Annotated in this window: 19 protein-coding genes; 8 read left to right on the forward strand and 11 right to left on the reverse strand. The window is 62.2% G+C overall.

Translation table 11 applies throughout. The features are described 5' to 3' along the window. Nucleotides 1-26 precede the first annotated feature (26 nt). Both grxD and ACSQ3S_RS01035 read left to right on the forward strand, forming a co-directional pair. On the forward strand, nucleotides 27-338 hold the full coding sequence (gene grxD, locus ACSQ3S_RS01030; RefSeq protein ID WP_008443113.1) for a Grx4 family monothiol glutaredoxin: 312 nt from the start codon (nucleotides 27-29) through the stop codon (nucleotides 336-338). Further along, on the forward strand, nucleotides 331-927 hold the full coding sequence (locus tag ACSQ3S_RS01035; protein WP_436141345.1) for a UbiX family flavin prenyltransferase: 597 nt from the start codon (nucleotides 331-333) through the stop codon (nucleotides 925-927). Before grxD ends, ACSQ3S_RS01035 begins: the two co-directional genes overlap by 8 nt. A gap of 14 nt (nucleotides 928-941) precedes the next feature. On the opposite strand, the gene ACSQ3S_RS01040 is transcribed toward ACSQ3S_RS01035, so the two are convergent. From ACSQ3S_RS01040 to ACSQ3S_RS01050, 3 genes are all read right to left on the reverse strand, one after another. Next, entirely contained in the window at nucleotides 942-1,112 is a 171-nt protein-coding gene (locus tag ACSQ3S_RS01040; protein ID WP_020703835.1) for a hypothetical protein, read from the reverse strand. Between the two features lie 247 nt (nucleotides 1,113-1,359). Next, the gene (locus tag ACSQ3S_RS01045) at nucleotides 1,360-1,767 is read right to left on the reverse strand and encodes a hypothetical protein (RefSeq protein ID WP_176653347.1); all 408 of its coding nucleotides are present in this window, start codon (nucleotides 1,765-1,767) and stop codon (nucleotides 1,360-1,362) included. Nucleotides 1,768-2,010: 243 nt separating this feature from the next. Then, nucleotides 2,011-3,063 carry an MBL fold metallo-hydrolase gene (locus ACSQ3S_RS01050; protein WP_436141346.1) on the reverse strand — a complete coding sequence of 351 codons (1,053 nt, stop codon included), beginning with the start codon at nucleotides 3,061-3,063 and terminating at the stop codon, nucleotides 2,011-2,013. Nucleotides 3,064-3,150: 87 nt separating this feature from the next. On the opposite strand from ACSQ3S_RS01050, the gene ACSQ3S_RS01055 reads away from it, so the two are divergent. From ACSQ3S_RS01055 to ACSQ3S_RS01080, 6 genes are all read left to right on the forward strand, one after another. Next, nucleotides 3,151-3,543 (forward strand): MerR family transcriptional regulator, encoded by a 393-nt coding sequence (locus ACSQ3S_RS01055; RefSeq protein ID WP_176653345.1) that lies wholly within the window; start codon nucleotides 3,151-3,153, stop codon nucleotides 3,541-3,543. Nucleotides 3,544-3,618: 75 nt separating this feature from the next. Continuing rightward, nucleotides 3,619-4,803, forward strand: coding sequence for an isovaleryl-CoA dehydrogenase (locus ACSQ3S_RS01060; RefSeq protein WP_353401647.1), 1,185 nt, complete (start codon nucleotides 3,619-3,621; stop codon nucleotides 4,801-4,803). Between the two features lie 121 nt (nucleotides 4,804-4,924). Beyond that, nucleotides 4,925-6,748, forward strand: coding sequence for a bifunctional isocitrate dehydrogenase kinase/phosphatase (gene aceK / locus ACSQ3S_RS01065; protein ID WP_436141347.1), 1,824 nt, complete (start codon nucleotides 4,925-4,927; stop codon nucleotides 6,746-6,748). Next, complete coding sequence (locus ACSQ3S_RS01070) at nucleotides 6,741-7,940, forward strand: acetyl-CoA C-acyltransferase (protein WP_436141348.1); 1,200 nt, start codon at nucleotides 6,741-6,743, stop codon at nucleotides 7,938-7,940. The genes aceK and ACSQ3S_RS01070 overlap by 8 nt, the downstream gene beginning before the upstream one ends. 4 nt (nucleotides 7,941-7,944) lie before the next feature. After that, nucleotides 7,945-8,613, forward strand: coding sequence for an SDR family oxidoreductase (locus ACSQ3S_RS01075; RefSeq protein ID WP_436141349.1), 669 nt, complete (start codon nucleotides 7,945-7,947; stop codon nucleotides 8,611-8,613). A gap of 22 nt (nucleotides 8,614-8,635) precedes the next feature. Beyond that, on the forward strand, nucleotides 8,636-9,763 hold the full coding sequence (locus tag ACSQ3S_RS01080; protein ID WP_436141350.1) for an acyl-CoA dehydrogenase family protein: 1,128 nt from the start codon (nucleotides 8,636-8,638) through the stop codon (nucleotides 9,761-9,763). Between the two features lie 22 nt (nucleotides 9,764-9,785). Here the strand turns inward: ACSQ3S_RS01080 and ACSQ3S_RS01085 are convergent, their stop codons facing one another. The 8 genes from ACSQ3S_RS01085 to ACSQ3S_RS01120 all read right to left on the reverse strand — a co-directional run bounded on the left by ACSQ3S_RS01085 (nucleotide 9,786) and on the right by ACSQ3S_RS01120 (nucleotide 15,106). Continuing rightward, entirely contained in the window at nucleotides 9,786-10,361 is a 576-nt protein-coding gene (locus ACSQ3S_RS01085) for a flavin reductase family protein (RefSeq protein ID WP_436141351.1), read from the reverse strand. Beyond that, on the reverse strand, nucleotides 10,361-11,065 hold the full coding sequence (gene arsH / locus ACSQ3S_RS01090; protein WP_176653338.1) for an arsenical resistance protein ArsH: 705 nt from the start codon (nucleotides 11,063-11,065) through the stop codon (nucleotides 10,361-10,363). The genes ACSQ3S_RS01085 and arsH overlap by 1 nt, the downstream gene beginning before the upstream one ends. A gap of 9 nt (nucleotides 11,066-11,074) precedes the next feature. Continuing rightward, nucleotides 11,075-12,355 (reverse strand): arsenic transporter, encoded by a 1,281-nt coding sequence (locus ACSQ3S_RS01095; RefSeq protein WP_176653337.1) that lies wholly within the window; start codon nucleotides 12,353-12,355, stop codon nucleotides 11,075-11,077. 14 nt (nucleotides 12,356-12,369) lie between these two features. After that, nucleotides 12,370-12,858 carry an arsenate reductase ArsC gene (locus tag ACSQ3S_RS01100; RefSeq protein WP_436141352.1) on the reverse strand — a complete coding sequence of 163 codons (489 nt, stop codon included), beginning with the start codon at nucleotides 12,856-12,858 and terminating at the stop codon, nucleotides 12,370-12,372. Beyond that, nucleotides 12,855-13,172 (reverse strand): ArsR/SmtB family transcription factor, encoded by a 318-nt coding sequence (locus ACSQ3S_RS01105; RefSeq protein WP_176653335.1) that lies wholly within the window; start codon nucleotides 13,170-13,172, stop codon nucleotides 12,855-12,857. Before ACSQ3S_RS01105 ends, ACSQ3S_RS01100 begins: the two co-directional genes overlap by 4 nt. A gap of 73 nt (nucleotides 13,173-13,245) precedes the next feature. After that, nucleotides 13,246-13,503 carry a hypothetical protein gene (locus ACSQ3S_RS01110; protein ID WP_176653334.1) on the reverse strand — a complete coding sequence of 86 codons (258 nt, stop codon included), beginning with the start codon at nucleotides 13,501-13,503 and terminating at the stop codon, nucleotides 13,246-13,248. Nucleotides 13,504-13,511: 8 nt separating this feature from the next. Next, nucleotides 13,512-13,760, reverse strand: a complete 249-nt coding sequence (locus ACSQ3S_RS01115) for a hypothetical protein (protein WP_176653333.1) — start codon at nucleotides 13,758-13,760, stop codon at nucleotides 13,512-13,514. Between the two features lie 428 nt (nucleotides 13,761-14,188). Then, nucleotides 14,189-15,106 carry a YihY/virulence factor BrkB family protein gene (locus ACSQ3S_RS01120; protein WP_176653332.1) on the reverse strand — a complete coding sequence of 306 codons (918 nt, stop codon included), beginning with the start codon at nucleotides 15,104-15,106 and terminating at the stop codon, nucleotides 14,189-14,191. Nucleotides 15,107-15,121: the final 15 nt, after the last annotated feature.

Consider the following 15,121-nt stretch of genomic DNA (forward strand, 5'->3'; position numbering starts at 1 on the left):
TAATACATCTTTTCACTGAGGCAGCTATGAGCGACGTACAAACCTGGATCAAAGAAACCGTGACCAATACCCCGGTGGTGCTGTTCATGAAGGGCACCGCCCAGTTCCCGCAATGCGGCTTCTCCGGCCGCGCCATCCAGATCCTGAAAGCTTGCGGCGTTGAAAACATTGCAACTGTGAACGTTCTGGAAGATCCTGAAGTCCGCCAGGGCATCAAGGACTACTCGAACTGGCCGACCATTCCACAGCTGTACGTGAAGGGCGAGTTCATCGGCGGTTCGGACATCATGAACGAAATGTTCGAGTCGGGCGAGCTGAAAGCCCTGCTGGATGCCTGACAGGCCGCGGCGGATCGTTGTCGCCATCACCGGCGCCACGGGCGCCGTGTATGGCGTGCGTCTGCTGCAACACCTGCAACACACTCAGGGCATCGAGACGCACCTGATCGTCTCCGATGCCGCGGTCCTCACGCTGCACCAGGAAACCGGGCTGCAGCGGCGCGAGGTCGAAGACCTGGCCCACGTGGTGCACAAGGTGCGCGACATCGGCGCCTCGATCGCCAGCGGTTCCTTCCAGTCTGACGGGATGATCATCGCGCCCTGCTCGATGAAGACGCTGGCCTCGGTGGCCCACGGCCTGTCGGACAACCTGATCGCGCGCGCGGCCGACGTGGTGCTCAAGGAGCGCCGGCGGCTGGTGCTGATGGTGAGGGAAACGCCGTTCAACCTGGCGCATTTGCGCAATATGACGGCGGTGACGGAAATGGGCGGGATCATCTTCCCGCCGCTGCCGAGTTTTTATCACAACCCGCAAAGCATTGCGGAGATGGTCGATCACACCGTCGGCCGGGTCATCGATTTGTTCGGCATCGAGCACACGCTGGCCCCGCGCTGGAACGGCATGAAGCCCCCCAGCGAGTCCAGCTAAAACCAGCTTCCAGCCTAGCGTTTATCGAACTGCGATCCGCTGGCTTTCTTCAGATCCCGCGCTTCCTCGACCATACGGCGGTGGGCGATACGCTTGCGCATCACCTCTGCATGTTGGGCGGCGGTCATCGGGGGGACGGTCATCAAATCTTTTAGCTGCGCGACGTTGCTGTAGTTACTTTTCATAAGACGGCTCAAAAGCTTGGCTCCCGAAGTAAATGCTGCGGTTCAGCGGCGCTGATTGCCTATTGTGCCTCAAATCCGTGTCGAATCCATGACAATTCGCAAGGCGTCCAAAAATAAAAAGGGCGCCCCCTGAGGTGCGCCCGGTCCGAACAAAAGCTGGCTAAACCGTGAAACTAGTTTCACACGGAAACACTACTGTCGCCGGCCACATTCGGTCAAAATCTCTCCGTAATACTACTTAAAATGACTACTTTTGGTAATTAACACGGACCAACATGCGAATAAATTCGCGCGCGATCTGGCGGTGATGCTCGTCCAGGCGCTGCAAATCGGCGATCAGCTTGACGTCGGCCGACTCGAAACGCGACAGGCCGTTGCCGCCGTCGCCGGCCGGCGCGCCCGCCTCGGGGCCGCCAAAACGCAGCCATTCGGCCGGTACGCCCAGCCACTGGGCGATCATGCGCAGCTTTTCCTGGGTCGGTATCGCCTCTCCTACCAGCCATTTGCGGGCGGCGTGGACGGTAATCGGACGACCATCGAAACGGATGTTGAACTCCCGCGCCAACCGCGTCGGACTATCGGGGGAGTAGTGGGCGTTCTTGAGAGCCTGTTGTAAGCGCTGGCTAAAGCTTTCGCGTTCATTTGAAGAATTCATAATTGCACTATTTCACGTTGCGTCATGAAAGTCAGTCTCTTGTTTTTAAGATCTGATTGTGACGTGATAGGATTTTATAATTAACACTTCATCCTCTGTAAGTGCAAACGTCTGCGCGGGCCGGCTCCGAATTTTGTTCGGTTCCGCACCGCGAAAGGAGCCGAAATTCCGGAGGCTATTTCAGTGGAAATAGTGAAGTTATTACAATAACACCACTCCCCGCCTGGAGCCAAACTTTCGACGTCACTTCATACGGAAACGTATGATGCCGTCGGCCCCTGTTTGACGTCGCACGATACCGTCGTGCCACAATTTATGCAGGTGGGCCAGCGCCTCGCCCAGCGCGAAGCTCAGTTGGTGGGCATCCAGCGCCCGCTTGAACATCAGCGGCACGATGTCGGCCGCCGACTGCCAGTCGCGGCAGGCATCGACCACCTCGGCCAGCCGTTCGACATGGTGCTGGCGCAATTGTGCGATGCGGGTGTGCAAGCCTTTGAATGGCTTGCCGTGGGAAGGCAAAACCAGTACATCGTTCGGCAAATCAACAAACTTGCCCAGCGAGTCCAGATACAGCGTCAGCGAGTTCGCCTCCGGCTCGACGGCGAAAACCGATACATTGGTAGAAATTCTTGGCAGCACCATGTCGCCGGCGATCAGCACGTTCAGCTTGGCGCAATACAACGACGCATGTTCCGGCGCATGGCCGAAACCGGTGATCACCCGCCATTGCTGGTCACCAATTGCCACCAACTGTCCGTCCTGGATGCGGGTGTAGGAGGATGGTACCGACGGTACCAGCGTCGGGTAGTAACTTTTCCGGCTAGTCATCTTTTCCAGCAGGTCCAGGTCGCGCAGGCCGTGGCGCTGGAAGTGCGGCAGCGCCGCGGCGCCGTCCACCCCCGGCAAAGCCGCCGACATCATGCGGGCGAACGCATATTCGCCGGTGGTGGTCCACAGCGGCGCGTCCCAGCGCCGGCACAGCCAGTCGGCCAGGCCGATATGGTCGGGATGGCAATGGGTGGCGAACACCCGCCGCACCGGCAAGCCGTCCAGCCCGGTGGCATAAACCGCTTCCCAGGCTTCACGCGTGGCGTCGCTGGCGACGCCGCTGTCGACGATGGCCCAGCCCGCACGCTCCTGGTCATCGTCCCTGAGCAGCCACAGATTGATATGGTCCAGCGCGAACGGCAGCGGCATGCGCAGCCAGCGCAGGCCGGGAGCGAGCTCGTGCACGGTGCCGGCGGCCGGGATGGTGTCGCCCAGCGGATAATCCAGTTGCGCTTCGAGTGGGTTCATTTTTCTTCTTTCAGGAAGTCAGGCGCGCTACAATGTGCTTGACGTTGACGTAAACGGAAATTGTACGACTTTACCGCAAATCTAGAGATGCCTACCTATACCATCACCGAACTGGCCCGTGAATTCGACATCACGGCGCGCGCCATCCGCTTCTACGAAGACCAGGGCTTGCTCAATCCCTCGCGCGAGGGCGCCGGCGGCCGCAACCGAGTCTACACGCCGCGCGACCGCACCCGCCTCAAACTGACCCTGCGCGGCAAGCGCCTGGGCCTGTCGCTGTCGGAGATCAAAAGCCTGGTCGACATGTATGAAACGCCAAAAGACACCAGCGCCCAGATGAACCGCTTCCTCGACGTGCTGGCGCATCACCGCGAAACGCTGGAACAGCAGCGCGAGGACATCGAAATGTCGCTGGCCGAGGTCACCGCCCACGAAGACGAGTGCAAACGACTGCTAGCGGCCATCGCCGAACGTGGTTGACGTTTACGTTAACGTAACATGGGCGTATCATAGGCGCTCCAACCCGCTCCACAAAACAAAAGAATCGAGGACGACATGCTCCATCTCCCAGGCCTGACCTTTGACCACGGCGAAGACATCGCCGCCCTGCGCGAAGCCGTGCAACAGTTCGCCGCCGCGGAAATCGCGCCGCGCGCCGCCGAAATCGACCGCAGCGACCAGTTCCCGATGGACCTGTGGCGCAAGATGGGCGAGCTGGGCGTGCTCGGCATCACCGTGCCCGAGGAATACGGCGGCGCCAACATGGGCTACCTGGCCCACATCGTGGCGATGGAGGAAATCTCGCGCGCCTCGGCCTCGGTCGGCCTGTCCTACGGCGCCCACTCTAACCTGTGCGTCAACCAGATCAAGCGCAACGGCACCGAAGAGCAAAAGCGGAAATACCTGCCCAAGCTGATTTCCGGCGAATACGTGGGCGCGCTGGCCATGTCCGAGCCGAACGCCGGCTCCGACGTGGTCAGCATGAAGCTGCGCGCCGACTTCAAGGGCGACCGCTGGGTGCTGAACGGCACCAAGATGTGGATCACCAACGGCCCCGACGCCGACGTGCTGGTGGTCTACGCCAAGAACGACCTCGAAGCCGGCCCGAAAGGCATGACCGCCTTCCTGATCGAGAAACATTTCAAGGGCTTCTCCGTGGCGCAGAAGCTGGACAAGCTGGGCATGCGCGGCTCGCACACCGGCGAACTGGTGTTTGAAGACTGCGAAGTGCCGGCCGAAAACGTGCTGGGCGGCCTGGGCAAGGGCGTCAACGTGCTGATGTCCGGCCTGGACTTCGAGCGCACCGTGCTGTCCGGCGGCCCGCTGGGCATCATGCAGGCCTGCATGGACGCGGTGGTGCCGTACATCCACGACCGCAAGCAATTCGGCCAGCCTATCGGCGAATTCCAGCTAATGCAGGGTAAGATTGCGGACATGTACTCGACCATGATGGCGTGCAAGGCCTATGTCTACGCCGTCGGTCAGGCTTGCGACCGCGCCACCAGCCCGGAAGCGGTCCGCCAGCTGCGCAAGGACGCGGCGGGAGCCATTTTGTATAGCGCGGAAAAAGCGACCTGGATGGCCGGCGAGGCGATCCAGACGCTGGGCGGCAACGGCTACATCAACGAGTATCCGGTCGGCCGCCTGTGGCGCGATGCCAAGTTGTATGAAATCGGCGCCGGCACCAGCGAAATCCGCCGCATGCTGATCGGCCGCGAACTGTTCGCGGAAACCAAGTAAGAGCCCAGCGGGCACGTCATCCCCACGAAAGCGGGGATCCATGCTGAGCTGGACTAACCGGCGTTCTATGGATTCCCGCTTGCGCGGGAATGACGGTTCAACCGACATCGGTATTCGACCCATGATCCAGGCTGCTTTCCCAAAACTGCTGCGCTCGCAGATCGCGTTCGACATCGCGCGCACGATACGCGACGGCTTCGACAAGCACTACCGCTTGTTCCGCCAGACCAGCCAGCAGGCCAAGCGGCACTTCGAGCGCGGCGCGTGGGTCGCGGCGCAGCAGGCCGCGCGCGAACGCATCGACTTCTACGACAAGCGCGTGCAGGAATGCGTGCAGATGCTGGAAGACGAGTACGACGCGGAGGAACTGACCGACGAAGTGTGGCGCGAGCTCAAGCTGCACTACATCGGCATGCTGTCCGACCACAAGCAGCCGGAGCTGGCCGAAACCTTCTTCAACTCGGTCTGCTGCAACATCCTGCACCGCAGCTACTTCCACAACGAATTCATCTTCGTGCGCCCGGTCGTGTCGACCGAATACATCGAAACCGAGGAACCGCGCCCGACCTACCGCGTCTACTATCCCGGCACCGACGGCCTGCACTTCACGCTCAAGCGCATCATCACCAACTTCCAGCTGGACGCGAAATTCGCCAACCTGACGCGCGACGTCGAACAGGTCGAGGCGCGGCTGACGCAAATCTTCGGCAACGCCAAGCTGGAGCCGAACCACCAGATCCACGTGCTGTCGAGCCTGTTCTTCCGCAACAAGGGCGCCTACATCGTCGGCAAGGGCATCAACGGCAACCGGGAATATCCGTTTGTCGTGCCCATCCTGCACAACAAGCATGGCGAGCTGATCCTCGACACCGTGCTGTTCGACCCCGAGCAGATCGCCGTCCTGTTCTCGTTCACGCGCGCCTACTTCCTGGTCGACATGGAAGTGCCGTCGGCCTACGTGCAGTTCCTGCGCACGCTGCTGCCGCGCAAGCCGCGCAGCGAGATCTACACCATCCTCGGCCTGCAAAAGCAGGGCAAGACGCTGTTCTACCGCGACTACCTGCAGCACCTGAAGCACTCGTCCGACCTGTTCGAGATCGCCCCCGGCATCCGCGGCCTGGTGATGCTGGTGTTCGCGCTGCCGTCGTTCCCGTACGTGTTCAAGGTCATCAAGGATTTCTTCCCCCCGCCCAAGGAAACCACGCGCGCGCTGATCAAGGAAAAATACCTGCTGGTGAAACACCACGACCGCGTCGGCCGCATGGCCGACACGCTGGAATACTCGAACGTCGCCTTCCCGCGCCACCGCTTCAAGGAAGAGCTGATCGCCGAGCTGAAACACTACGCGCCGTCGCTGATCGAGGAGGACGGCGAGCAGATCGTCATCAAGCACCTGTACATCGAGCGCCGCATGGTGCCGCTGAACATCTGGCTGACCAACGCCGAGAACGACAACGACGACGTGCAGATCGAGCACGGCGTGCTGGAATACGGCAACGCCATCAAGGAACTGGTGGCCGCCAACATCTTCCCCGGCGACATGCTGTACAAGAACTTCGGCGTCACCCGCCACCAGCGCGTGGTGTTCTACGACTACGACGAAATCGAATACATCACCGACTGCCATTTCCGCAATATCCCGGAAGCGCGCAACGAGGAAGAGGAAATGGCCGCCGAACCGTGGTACCCGGTCGGCAAGTACGACGTCTTCCCCGAGCAGTTCGGCAGGTTCCTGCTGGGGAACGCCAAGATCCGCAAATTTTTCATGAAGCATCACGCCGACTTGTTGACGCAAGCCTGGTGGCAAATGCGCAAACAGCGCATTCTGGATGGCCACGTCGAAGACGTGTTCCCGTATCCGCAGCACATCCGATTCAGCAATCAACACGCAAACCCACCGGCGGCGATCCAGCCGCCATTTATGGAGATACTAGAAAATGAATGATCCTATCGTTATCGTCGGTGCAGCCCGCACCCCCATGGGCGCCTTCCAGGGCGACTTCTCCGCCAAGGCCGCGCACGACCTGGGCGCCGTCGCGATCCAGGCCGCCGTCGAGCGTTCCGGCGTCGACGGCAATCTGGTCGAGCACGTCTACTTCGGCAACTGCCTGATGGCGGGCCAGGGCCAGGCGCCGGCGCGCCAGGCCCTGCTGAAAGCCGGCTTGCCGACCTCGACCGGCGCCGTCACCCTGTCCAAGATGTGCGGCTCGGCGATGCAGGCCGCCATCTTCGCCCACGACCAGCTGGTCGCCGGCAGCGCCGAGGTGGTGATCGCCGGCGGCATGGAATCGATGACCAACGCGCCCTACCTGGTGCCGAAGGCGCGCGGCGGCTACCGCATCGGCCACGGCATGCTGTTCGACCACATGATGTACGACGGCCTGGAAGACGCCTACTCGCGCAACGAGAAAACCGGCGAAGGCCGCTCGATGGGCACCTTCGCCGAAGAGTGTTCGGCCAAGTACGAATTCACCCGCGAGGCGCAGGACAACTTCGCCATCGAATCAGTCAAGCGCGCGCAGGTCGCCACCAGCGAAGGCTGGTTCAAGTGGGAAATCGCGCCCGTCACCGTCACCAGCCGCGCCGGCGACACCGTCATCGACAAGGATGAAGGTCCGCTGAAAGCCAAGGTTGAGAAGATCCCGACCCTGCGCGCCGCGTTCAAGAAGGACGGCACCATCACCGCCGCCTCGTCGTCGTCGATCAATGACGGCGCCGCCGCGCTGGTGATGATGCGCGAATCGACCGCGAAGAAGCTGGGCCTGACGCCGATCGCCAAAATCCACGGCCACGCCACCTTCGCCAAGGAACCCAACCTGTTCACCACCGCGCCGATCGACGCCGTCGAAAAGCTGTACAAGAAAATCGGCTGGAGCACCAAGGACGTCGACCTGTTCGAGATCAACGAAGCCTTCGCCGCCGTGCCGATGGCCGCCATGCGCGACCTCGACATCCCGCACGACAAGATCAACATCCACGGCGGCGCCTGCGCGCTGGGCCACCCGATCGGCGCCTCCGGCGCGCGCATCATCGTCACCCTGATCGGCGCGCTGAAGCGCACCGGCGGCAAGAAGGGCGTGGCGGCGCTGTGCATCGGCGGCGGCGAAGCCACCGCAATGGCCATCGAGCTGGTGTAAGCGGATGGCGACGGCACTCATCATCGGCGCCTCGCGCGGCATCGGCCTGGAAATGGCGCGCCAGTACCTGGCCGACGGCTGGCGCGTGATCGCCACCGCGCGCAAGGCGGAAGATGTCGACACGCTGGCCGCGATGGGTGCCGAAGCCCATGCGCTGGACGTGACCAATGTCGAGGCCTGCGCCGGCCTGGGCTGGAAGCTGGACGGCGAGGAGCTCAACGTGGCCATCCTCAACGCCGGCGTGTACGGCCCGCGCCACGACGGCTTCCCGCTGCAGACGGACTTCGACAGCGTGATGCACACCAACGTGCTGGCGGCAATGCGGCTGCTGCCCATCATCGCGCCGATGGTGGGCGCGGCGCGCGGCAAGCTGGCGGTGCTGTCGTCGAGAATGGGTTCGCTGAGCGAGCGCAACAACCCGAGCGGTTCGCTGTACCGCGCCAGCAAGGCCGCGCTGAATTCGGTGCTGATCGACACGGCGCTGACGTTCGGCAAGCAGGGCGCGACCTGCGTGGCCTTCCATCCGGGCTGGGTGCGCACCGACATGGGCGGCGCCGGCGCCGATATTTCGATGGAAGAAAGCGCGGCCGGCATCCGCGCGACGCTGGCGGCGCTACCCGCGTCCGACACGGCGGTCTATCGCAATTACGATGGCACAACCATCGGCTGGTAACACAAAACATAAACGAGACAACATGATACTGAGCGAAGAACACGAAATGATCCGCGATGCCCTGCGCACGTTTGCGCGGGAGCGTCTGGCCCCCAACGCGGCCCGCTGGGACAAGGAGCATCACTTCCCGAAAGAGGAATTGAAAGAGCTGGCGGCGCTGGGCGCCTTCGGCGTGGCCGTGCCGGAAGCGCTGGGCGGCGCCGGCATGGATTACGTGTCCCTCGCGCTGGTACTGGAAGAGATCGCGGCCGGCGACGGCGGCACCTCCACCATCATCTCCGTCAACAACTGCCCGGTGTGCAGCATCGCGATGATGTACGCCAACGACCAGCAGAAGGAGCAATGGCTGCGTCCGTTGGCGCAGGGCGAGATGCTGGGCGCCTTCTGCCTGACCGAGCCGCACACCGGCAGCGACGCCGCCGCGCTGCGCACCACCGCCACGCGCGACGGCAATGAATACGTCATCAACGGCACCAAGCAGTTCATCACCAGCGGCAAGTATGCGGACGTGGCCATCGTCATGGCCGTGACCGACAAGGCGGCCGGCAAGAAGGGGATCAGCGCGTTCTGGCTGCCGACCTCGGCGCCGGGCTACATCGTCACCGGGCTGGAGCAGAAGATGGGCCAGCACTCGTCGGACACCGCGCAGATCCTGTTCGAGAACTGCCGCATCCCGGCCGAAAACCTGATCGGCGAGGAAGGCCAGGGCTACAAGATCGCCCTGTCCGGACTGGAAGGCGGCCGCATCGGCATCGCCTCGCAGGCGGTGGGCATGGCGCGCGCCGCGTACGAGGCGGCGCTGGCGTACGCCCGCGAGCGCGAGAGCTTCGGCAAGCCCATCTTCGAGCACCAGGCGGTGCAGTTCCGGCTGTCGGACATGGCGACGCAGATCGAAGCGGCGCGCCAGCTGATCCGCCACGCGGCCTCGATGAAGGACGCCGGCCTGCCATGCCTGAAGGAAGCCGCGATGGCCAAGCTGTTCGCCTCCGAGATGGCCGAGCGGGTATGTTCGGACGCGATCCAGGTGCACGGCGGCTACGGCTACGTGTCCGACTTCCCGGTGGAGCGCATCTACCGCGACGTGCGCGTCTGCCAGATTTACGAAGGCACCAGCGACATCCAGAAACTGCTGATCGCCCGCGCGCTGTAACCCCGGCCGTCTGACCCCGGATCTACGTCTTGACCACCGCTTTTTCGCCGATCGCATAGAAGGTGCCGCCGGCGATGTAGTGCAGGCTGCGCCAGTCGGGGCCGGCGGTTTCGAATTCCCAGTGCCCGTTGCGGAACACCCGGGCGTCGGCGAACGCGGCCACCACTTCGCCGATGAACAGGTCGTAGGTCTGCTGGTTGTGCGGCTCGGGAATCACCTTGCAGATCAACCAGGCCGAGCAGCCGGCAACCAGTGGCGCCTCGTAGCCGTCGGCATGAAACAGCTCGACCTTGCATTGCTCCAGCTTGGCCGGATGGTCAGCCAGACTCTTGCTGCCGACCGCATACGTCAGATCCAGCTGCGCCATGTTGGGAACCTGCAGCACGAAGTGGCCGCTGCGCTCGACCAGCGCGCGCGTGCTGGTCGCCTTGTCCAACACCACGGTGACCTTGGGCGGCGAGAAATCCAGCGCGCACGACCAGGCCGCCGCCATCACGTCGCTGCTGCCGCCATGGCTGGCCGACACCAGCACCGTCGGTCCGTGATTCAACAGGCGGTAGGCTTTTTCCAGCTCGACCGGCAGTATGTGCAGATCCATTAGATTTTCCCGAGTTGTCGATTGATCGCCTTGATCGAACGCTCGTTGCGCTCGCTGTAGCGGTCGGTCAGGTAGTCGGTGCGGCCGCGCAGCAGCAAGGTCATCTTGAACAGCTCTTCCATGACATCGACCACCCGTTCATAGTAACCGGAAGGGCGCATGCGGCCGGCGTCGTCAAACTCCTTGTACGCCATCGGCACCGACGACTGGTTCGGTATCGTGAACATGCGCATCCAGCGCCCCAGCAGCCGCATGGTATTGACCACGTTGAACGATTGCGAACCGCCGCACACCTGCATCACGGCCAGCGTGCGTCCCTGGCTCGGACGCAGCGCGCCTTGCTCCAGCGGGATCCAGTCGATCTGGTTCTTCATCACGGCGGTGATGGCCCCGTGCCGCTCCGGGCTGCACCATACCTGTCCCTCGGACCATAGCGACAAGGCGCGCAGCTCCTGCACCTTGGGATGATCTTCCGGCACGCTGCCCGCCATCGGCAATTCGGTCGGATCGAAGATTTTCACCTCGGCGCCGAAATGCTCGAGGATGCGGGCCGCCTCTTCGGTCAGGAAGCGACTGAACGAACGCTCCCGCAGCGAGCCATACAGCATCAGGATGCGCGGCGGATGATCGAAGTTTCCAACCGGCGCCAGCTTGTCCAGCGTCGGCGTGTCCAGCAAGGCGGGATTGATGTTGGGCAGGTCCATGATTCCCTCTCAATTCAAACGCACGGCCAGCGCCGCCAGCGTGACCAGCAGCACCGGCAAAGTCAGGCAGATGCCGACGCGGAAGTAATAACCCCAGGAAATCTGGATGCCCTTGTTCTCCAGCACGTGCAGCCACAGCAGGGTCGCCAGGCTGCCGATCGGCGTGATCTTCGGCCCGAGGTCGCTGCCGATCACATTGGCGTACACCATGGCTTCGCGCACCACGCCGGTGCTGCTGCTGGCGTCGATCGACAGCGCGCCGATCAGCACCGTCGGCAGGTTGTTCATGATCGACGACAGGATCGCCGTGATGAAACCGGTGCCGATGGCCGCGCCCCAGACGCCGTAAGCCGCGCAGTGGTTCAGCAGGCCGGTCAGGTAGTCGGTCAGGCCGGCGTTGCGCAGGCCGTACACCACCATGTACATGCCGAGCGAGAACACCACGATCTGCCACGGCGCATTGGCGAGCACCGCACGCGTGGAGATCCGGTGTCCGCGCGCCGCCACCGCCAGCAGCAGGGCGGCGCAGACGGCGGAAGTGGCGCTGATCGGCACGCCGAGATCTTCCAGCCAAAAGAAACCGATCAACAGCAGGCCCAGTACCCACCAGCCGGTCAGGAAGGTGGCGCGGTCGTGGATCGCATGTTCCGGCCGCTTGATCTGCTCGACGTCGTAGTCCGCCGGAATGTCGTGGCGGAAGAACCAAATCAGTACGCCGAGCGTGGCGGCCACGGACACCAGGTTGACCGGCACCATCACCGCCGCATAGCGCGCGAAGCTGACGCCGAAGTAGTCGGCGGAGACGATGTTAACCAGGTTGGACACCACCAGCGGCAAACTGGCCGTGTCGGCGATGAAGCCGGCCGCCATGACGAAGGCCAGCATGGCCTTGCCAGAGAATTTCAGCTCGCGCAGCATGGCGATGACGATGGGCGTGAGTATCAGCGCCGCGCCGTCGTTGGCGAACAGCGCCGACACCGCCGCGCCCAGCAGCACGAACAGGGTGAACAGGCGCTTGCCGCTGCCGCCGCCCCAGCGCGCGACATGCAGCGCCGCCCATTCGAAGTAGCCGGCCTTGTCCAGCAGCAGGCTGATGACGATGATCGCGACAAAGGTGCCGGTGGCGTTCCAGACGATGTGCCAGACCGCCGGAATATCGCCGACGTGGATCACGCCGGCCAGCAGCGCCACGGCGGCGCCTGCGGTGGCGCTCCAGCCGATGCCGAGTCCGCGCGGTTGCCAGATGACGAGAGTGAGTGTGGCGATAAAAATCAGTAATGCAATCAGCACAGGCGCTCCCGCGTTCAGATGCCATTGGCGCCAATGGCGCCGATGCGGTCGAGCTCGACCTTGAACGCGGCCTTGTCGCCGGCCAGTTGCGCCAGCGGCAGGGCCAGGAAAGCCTCGATGCGTGCGCGGATGATGCGGTAGGTCAGCTCGAACGCCGCCTCGATTTCTTCCTCGGTGCCGATCACGTGACCGGGATCGTCGACGCCCCAATGCGTGCGCAGCACCGGGCCCAGATAGGCCGGGCAGGTTTCGCCGGCGGCGCTGCCGCACACCGTCACCACCACATCCGGCGTCAGCGACAAATCGTTCCAGGACTTGCTGTAATAGCCCTCGGGCGAGATGCCCTTGCGCGCCAGCAGCGCGACCGCGCGCGGATGCAGCTGGCCGGCGGGCTGGCTGCCGGCGCTGATCGCCTTCAGTCCGGCCGGCGCCAGGTGGTTGAAGACGCCTTCGCTCAACACCGAGCGGCAAGAGTTACCCGTGCAAAGAAACAAAATATTCATGGTGCGCATCCGATAGTGGGGCCGCACGGCAGGCCGCCGCAGCAATTTTCAGTCAGGAAGCCGATCAGGCCATTCATGGCGCCGACGTCGGCGGTATAGATAACGAAGCGTCCATCCTGGCGTGAGCCGACCATGCCCGCATGGCTCAGCTCCTTCAGGTGGAACGACAGCGACGACGGCGATATATCGAGCCGCTCGGCAATTTTGCTGGCGGCCATGCCTTCCGGCCCGACCTGCACCAGCAGCCGGAACACGGCCAGCCGACTTTCCTGGGCCAGGGACGACAATCCCGCCAACGCTTGTTTGGTATCCATAAGCGGATGCTACCGTAAATAATTCGACATTTCAAATAATATTGAATTAATTGTGAAAAATACTAAAAATACTTTATGCGGCTTGCGCTTTGGTACCACTCACTTCAATTAGCTCTGCGTATGGAATAGCTCGTTGGACGTCCTCGCTCGCACTGGCTAGTGCGATTTCGATGCTTTCAGCCTCACGCAAAAATTGCAGCGCAAGATAACCGTCACGCCCAATGCCTACCAGGGCATCGGTGCACCCCGCTGCGCCGAGGCGCTCAACCAATTGATCATGATTGGCATCATCCTTCGCCAATCGGTATCTAAGGGTAAAAGTAAATTCCATAGCAATTCCTAGGTCATCGGTCGGGCGGAGCAATGATCTACCACGCGCTTCAGAGAACGTGCATGCGCAATGACACTTTTGGGCGTGCTCCAAATACTGGCAATGCAAAACTCGCCACAACGGCAATTGGGGTCGTTATAGGGGCAATACATTTTTCCCCATGCATGACTGCCGCCTGTTTCGATACGCCAACCCTGGCTTTCGGCATATTTCAATGCCTGCTCGATTTCTTTTTTGGGGTGAAGTGCACGTCCCATCCGCGTCTCCAGTATAAGTTGGAGCACCCGGCTGTCAATTGAAAACCAACCGCTGCATCATGCAACAGTAGACAAAGGCTGCTATAGCGGTCTTGGCAGCGGACAAAAGGTAGACGAAAAAAAAGCCCGCATCTCAGCGGGCTTCGTTCCAATGTATTACCAATGCTTTAATCGTATGCCGGGGTCCAGTGCTATCTGCAAAGTGACTCCAGAGTCTCGGGCGCCCATGCTATCTGCGTGGTGCCCCCAACGTGTAAATCGACCATCGTATCCGGAATTACAACTCCAGGTTTCACGTCAACTGCGGTTCGGTCTTACACATATCGAACCGCGCGCTCCTCCTGGATGTGGGACTGTTTGCCGGGATAACTCCCTTCAAACCTCAACCACGAGCGTAGTGTAACACAGATCTTTGTGCGATGCACAAATTATTTTATTTCTGTAGCTTGTGTGGTCATCGGCGTCGGCACCTCCTTTTCGCGGCGCTGGCCGACCCGCTCGAATTCGGAAATCACCTGCGCACCGAACAGCAGCAGCGTGGCGCCGATTTCCAGGCTGAACATGACGATGATGGCGGTGGTCATTGACCCGTACACCACGTTCACCTGCGACAGCGTCGAGAAATACCAGACCAGGACCCGGCGCGCCAGCTCCCACAGCAGCGCAGCCGTCACGCCGCCGATCAGCGCGTGCGACAGCGACAGGCGGCCGACCGGCATCACCAGGTAGATCGACGTCAGCACCAGCACCTCGCCGCCCAGTCCCAGCAGATACAGCAGCACGCCGGACACGCCATGCAGCGACCAGCTGTAGCCGAACAACTGCACGCTCTCCTCGCCAAGCACCTGCAGGCTGCCAGCCACCAGCGTGACCAGCAGCATGCCGGCGCCCAGCGACAGGATGTAGCAGTAGGGCATGATGGCCGAGATCAGGAAACGCCGCCGCCGTATCTCGACGCGGTGCTTGAAAATGACGCACATGGCGTTTTCCAGCACGGTGAAGGCGAGCGAGCTGAAGAAGATCATGCTGATCACCAGCACGCCGCCGACCAGGTCGCGATGCTCGAGGAAGTGTCCGACCTCGGCCACGATGGGCTTGGATTGCCCGGGCACCAGCCAGTTCAGGTAGCGGCCCACGGTGGCCAGCAGTTCATCCTCGGCGATCACGTGCGACAGGGCGACCACCACCAGCATCAGCAGCGGGACGATGGACAGCAACGAGTAATAGGCCACCGCGCCCGCCAGCAGCAGGCCCTGATTGGCGCGGAACCCTTTCAGGCACTGCACCAGGAAATCCATCGGATGGGCGACGACGTGGGTCAGCGCCCGGCGATTAATGAGTTTCATGCACCCATTGTACGC

The organism is Duganella sp. LjRoot269, from assembly GCF_964254095.1.
GTDB lineage: Bacteria > Pseudomonadota > Gammaproteobacteria > Burkholderiales > Burkholderiaceae_D > Rugamonas > Rugamonas hordei.

Coding starts and splice junctions, on each gene's coding strand:
- grxD (WP_008443113.1), top strand. CDS start 27: ATGAGCGACGTACAAACCTGGATCAAAGAAACCGTGACCAATACCCCG.
- ACSQ3S_RS01035 (WP_436141345.1), top strand. CDS start 331: ATGCCTGACAGGCCGCGGCGGATCGTTGTCGCCATCACCGGCGCCACG.
- ACSQ3S_RS01040 (WP_020703835.1), bottom strand. CDS start 1,112: ATGAAAAGTAACTACAGCAACGTCGCGCAGCTAAAAGATTTGATGACC.
- ACSQ3S_RS01045 (WP_176653347.1), bottom strand. CDS start 1,767: ATGAATTCTTCAAATGAACGCGAAAGCTTTAGCCAGCGCTTACAACAG.
- ACSQ3S_RS01050 (WP_436141346.1), bottom strand. CDS start 3,063: ATGAACCCACTCGAAGCGCAACTGGATTATCCGCTGGGCGACACCATC.
- ACSQ3S_RS01055 (WP_176653345.1), top strand. CDS start 3,151: ATGCCTACCTATACCATCACCGAACTGGCCCGTGAATTCGACATCACG.
- ACSQ3S_RS01060 (WP_353401647.1), top strand. CDS start 3,619: ATGCTCCATCTCCCAGGCCTGACCTTTGACCACGGCGAAGACATCGCC.
- aceK (WP_436141347.1), top strand. CDS start 4,925: ATGATCCAGGCTGCTTTCCCAAAACTGCTGCGCTCGCAGATCGCGTTC.
- ACSQ3S_RS01070 (WP_436141348.1), top strand. CDS start 6,741: ATGAATGATCCTATCGTTATCGTCGGTGCAGCCCGCACCCCCATGGGC.
- ACSQ3S_RS01075 (WP_436141349.1), top strand. CDS start 7,945: ATGGCGACGGCACTCATCATCGGCGCCTCGCGCGGCATCGGCCTGGAA.
- ACSQ3S_RS01080 (WP_436141350.1), top strand. CDS start 8,636: ATGATACTGAGCGAAGAACACGAAATGATCCGCGATGCCCTGCGCACG.
- ACSQ3S_RS01085 (WP_436141351.1), bottom strand. CDS start 10,361: ATGGATCTGCACATACTGCCGGTCGAGCTGGAAAAAGCCTACCGCCTG.
- arsH (WP_176653338.1), bottom strand. CDS start 11,065: ATGGACCTGCCCAACATCAATCCCGCCTTGCTGGACACGCCGACGCTG.
- ACSQ3S_RS01100 (WP_436141352.1), bottom strand. CDS start 12,858: ATGAATATTTTGTTTCTTTGCACGGGTAACTCTTGCCGCTCGGTGTTG.
- ACSQ3S_RS01105 (WP_176653335.1), bottom strand. CDS start 13,172: ATGGATACCAAACAAGCGTTGGCGGGATTGTCGTCCCTGGCCCAGGAA.
- ACSQ3S_RS01110 (WP_176653334.1), bottom strand. CDS start 13,503: ATGGAATTTACTTTTACCCTTAGATACCGATTGGCGAAGGATGATGCC.
- ACSQ3S_RS01115 (WP_176653333.1), bottom strand. CDS start 13,760: ATGGGACGTGCACTTCACCCCAAAAAAGAAATCGAGCAGGCATTGAAA.
- ACSQ3S_RS01120 (WP_176653332.1), bottom strand. CDS start 15,106: ATGAAACTCATTAATCGCCGGGCGCTGACCCACGTCGTCGCCCATCCG.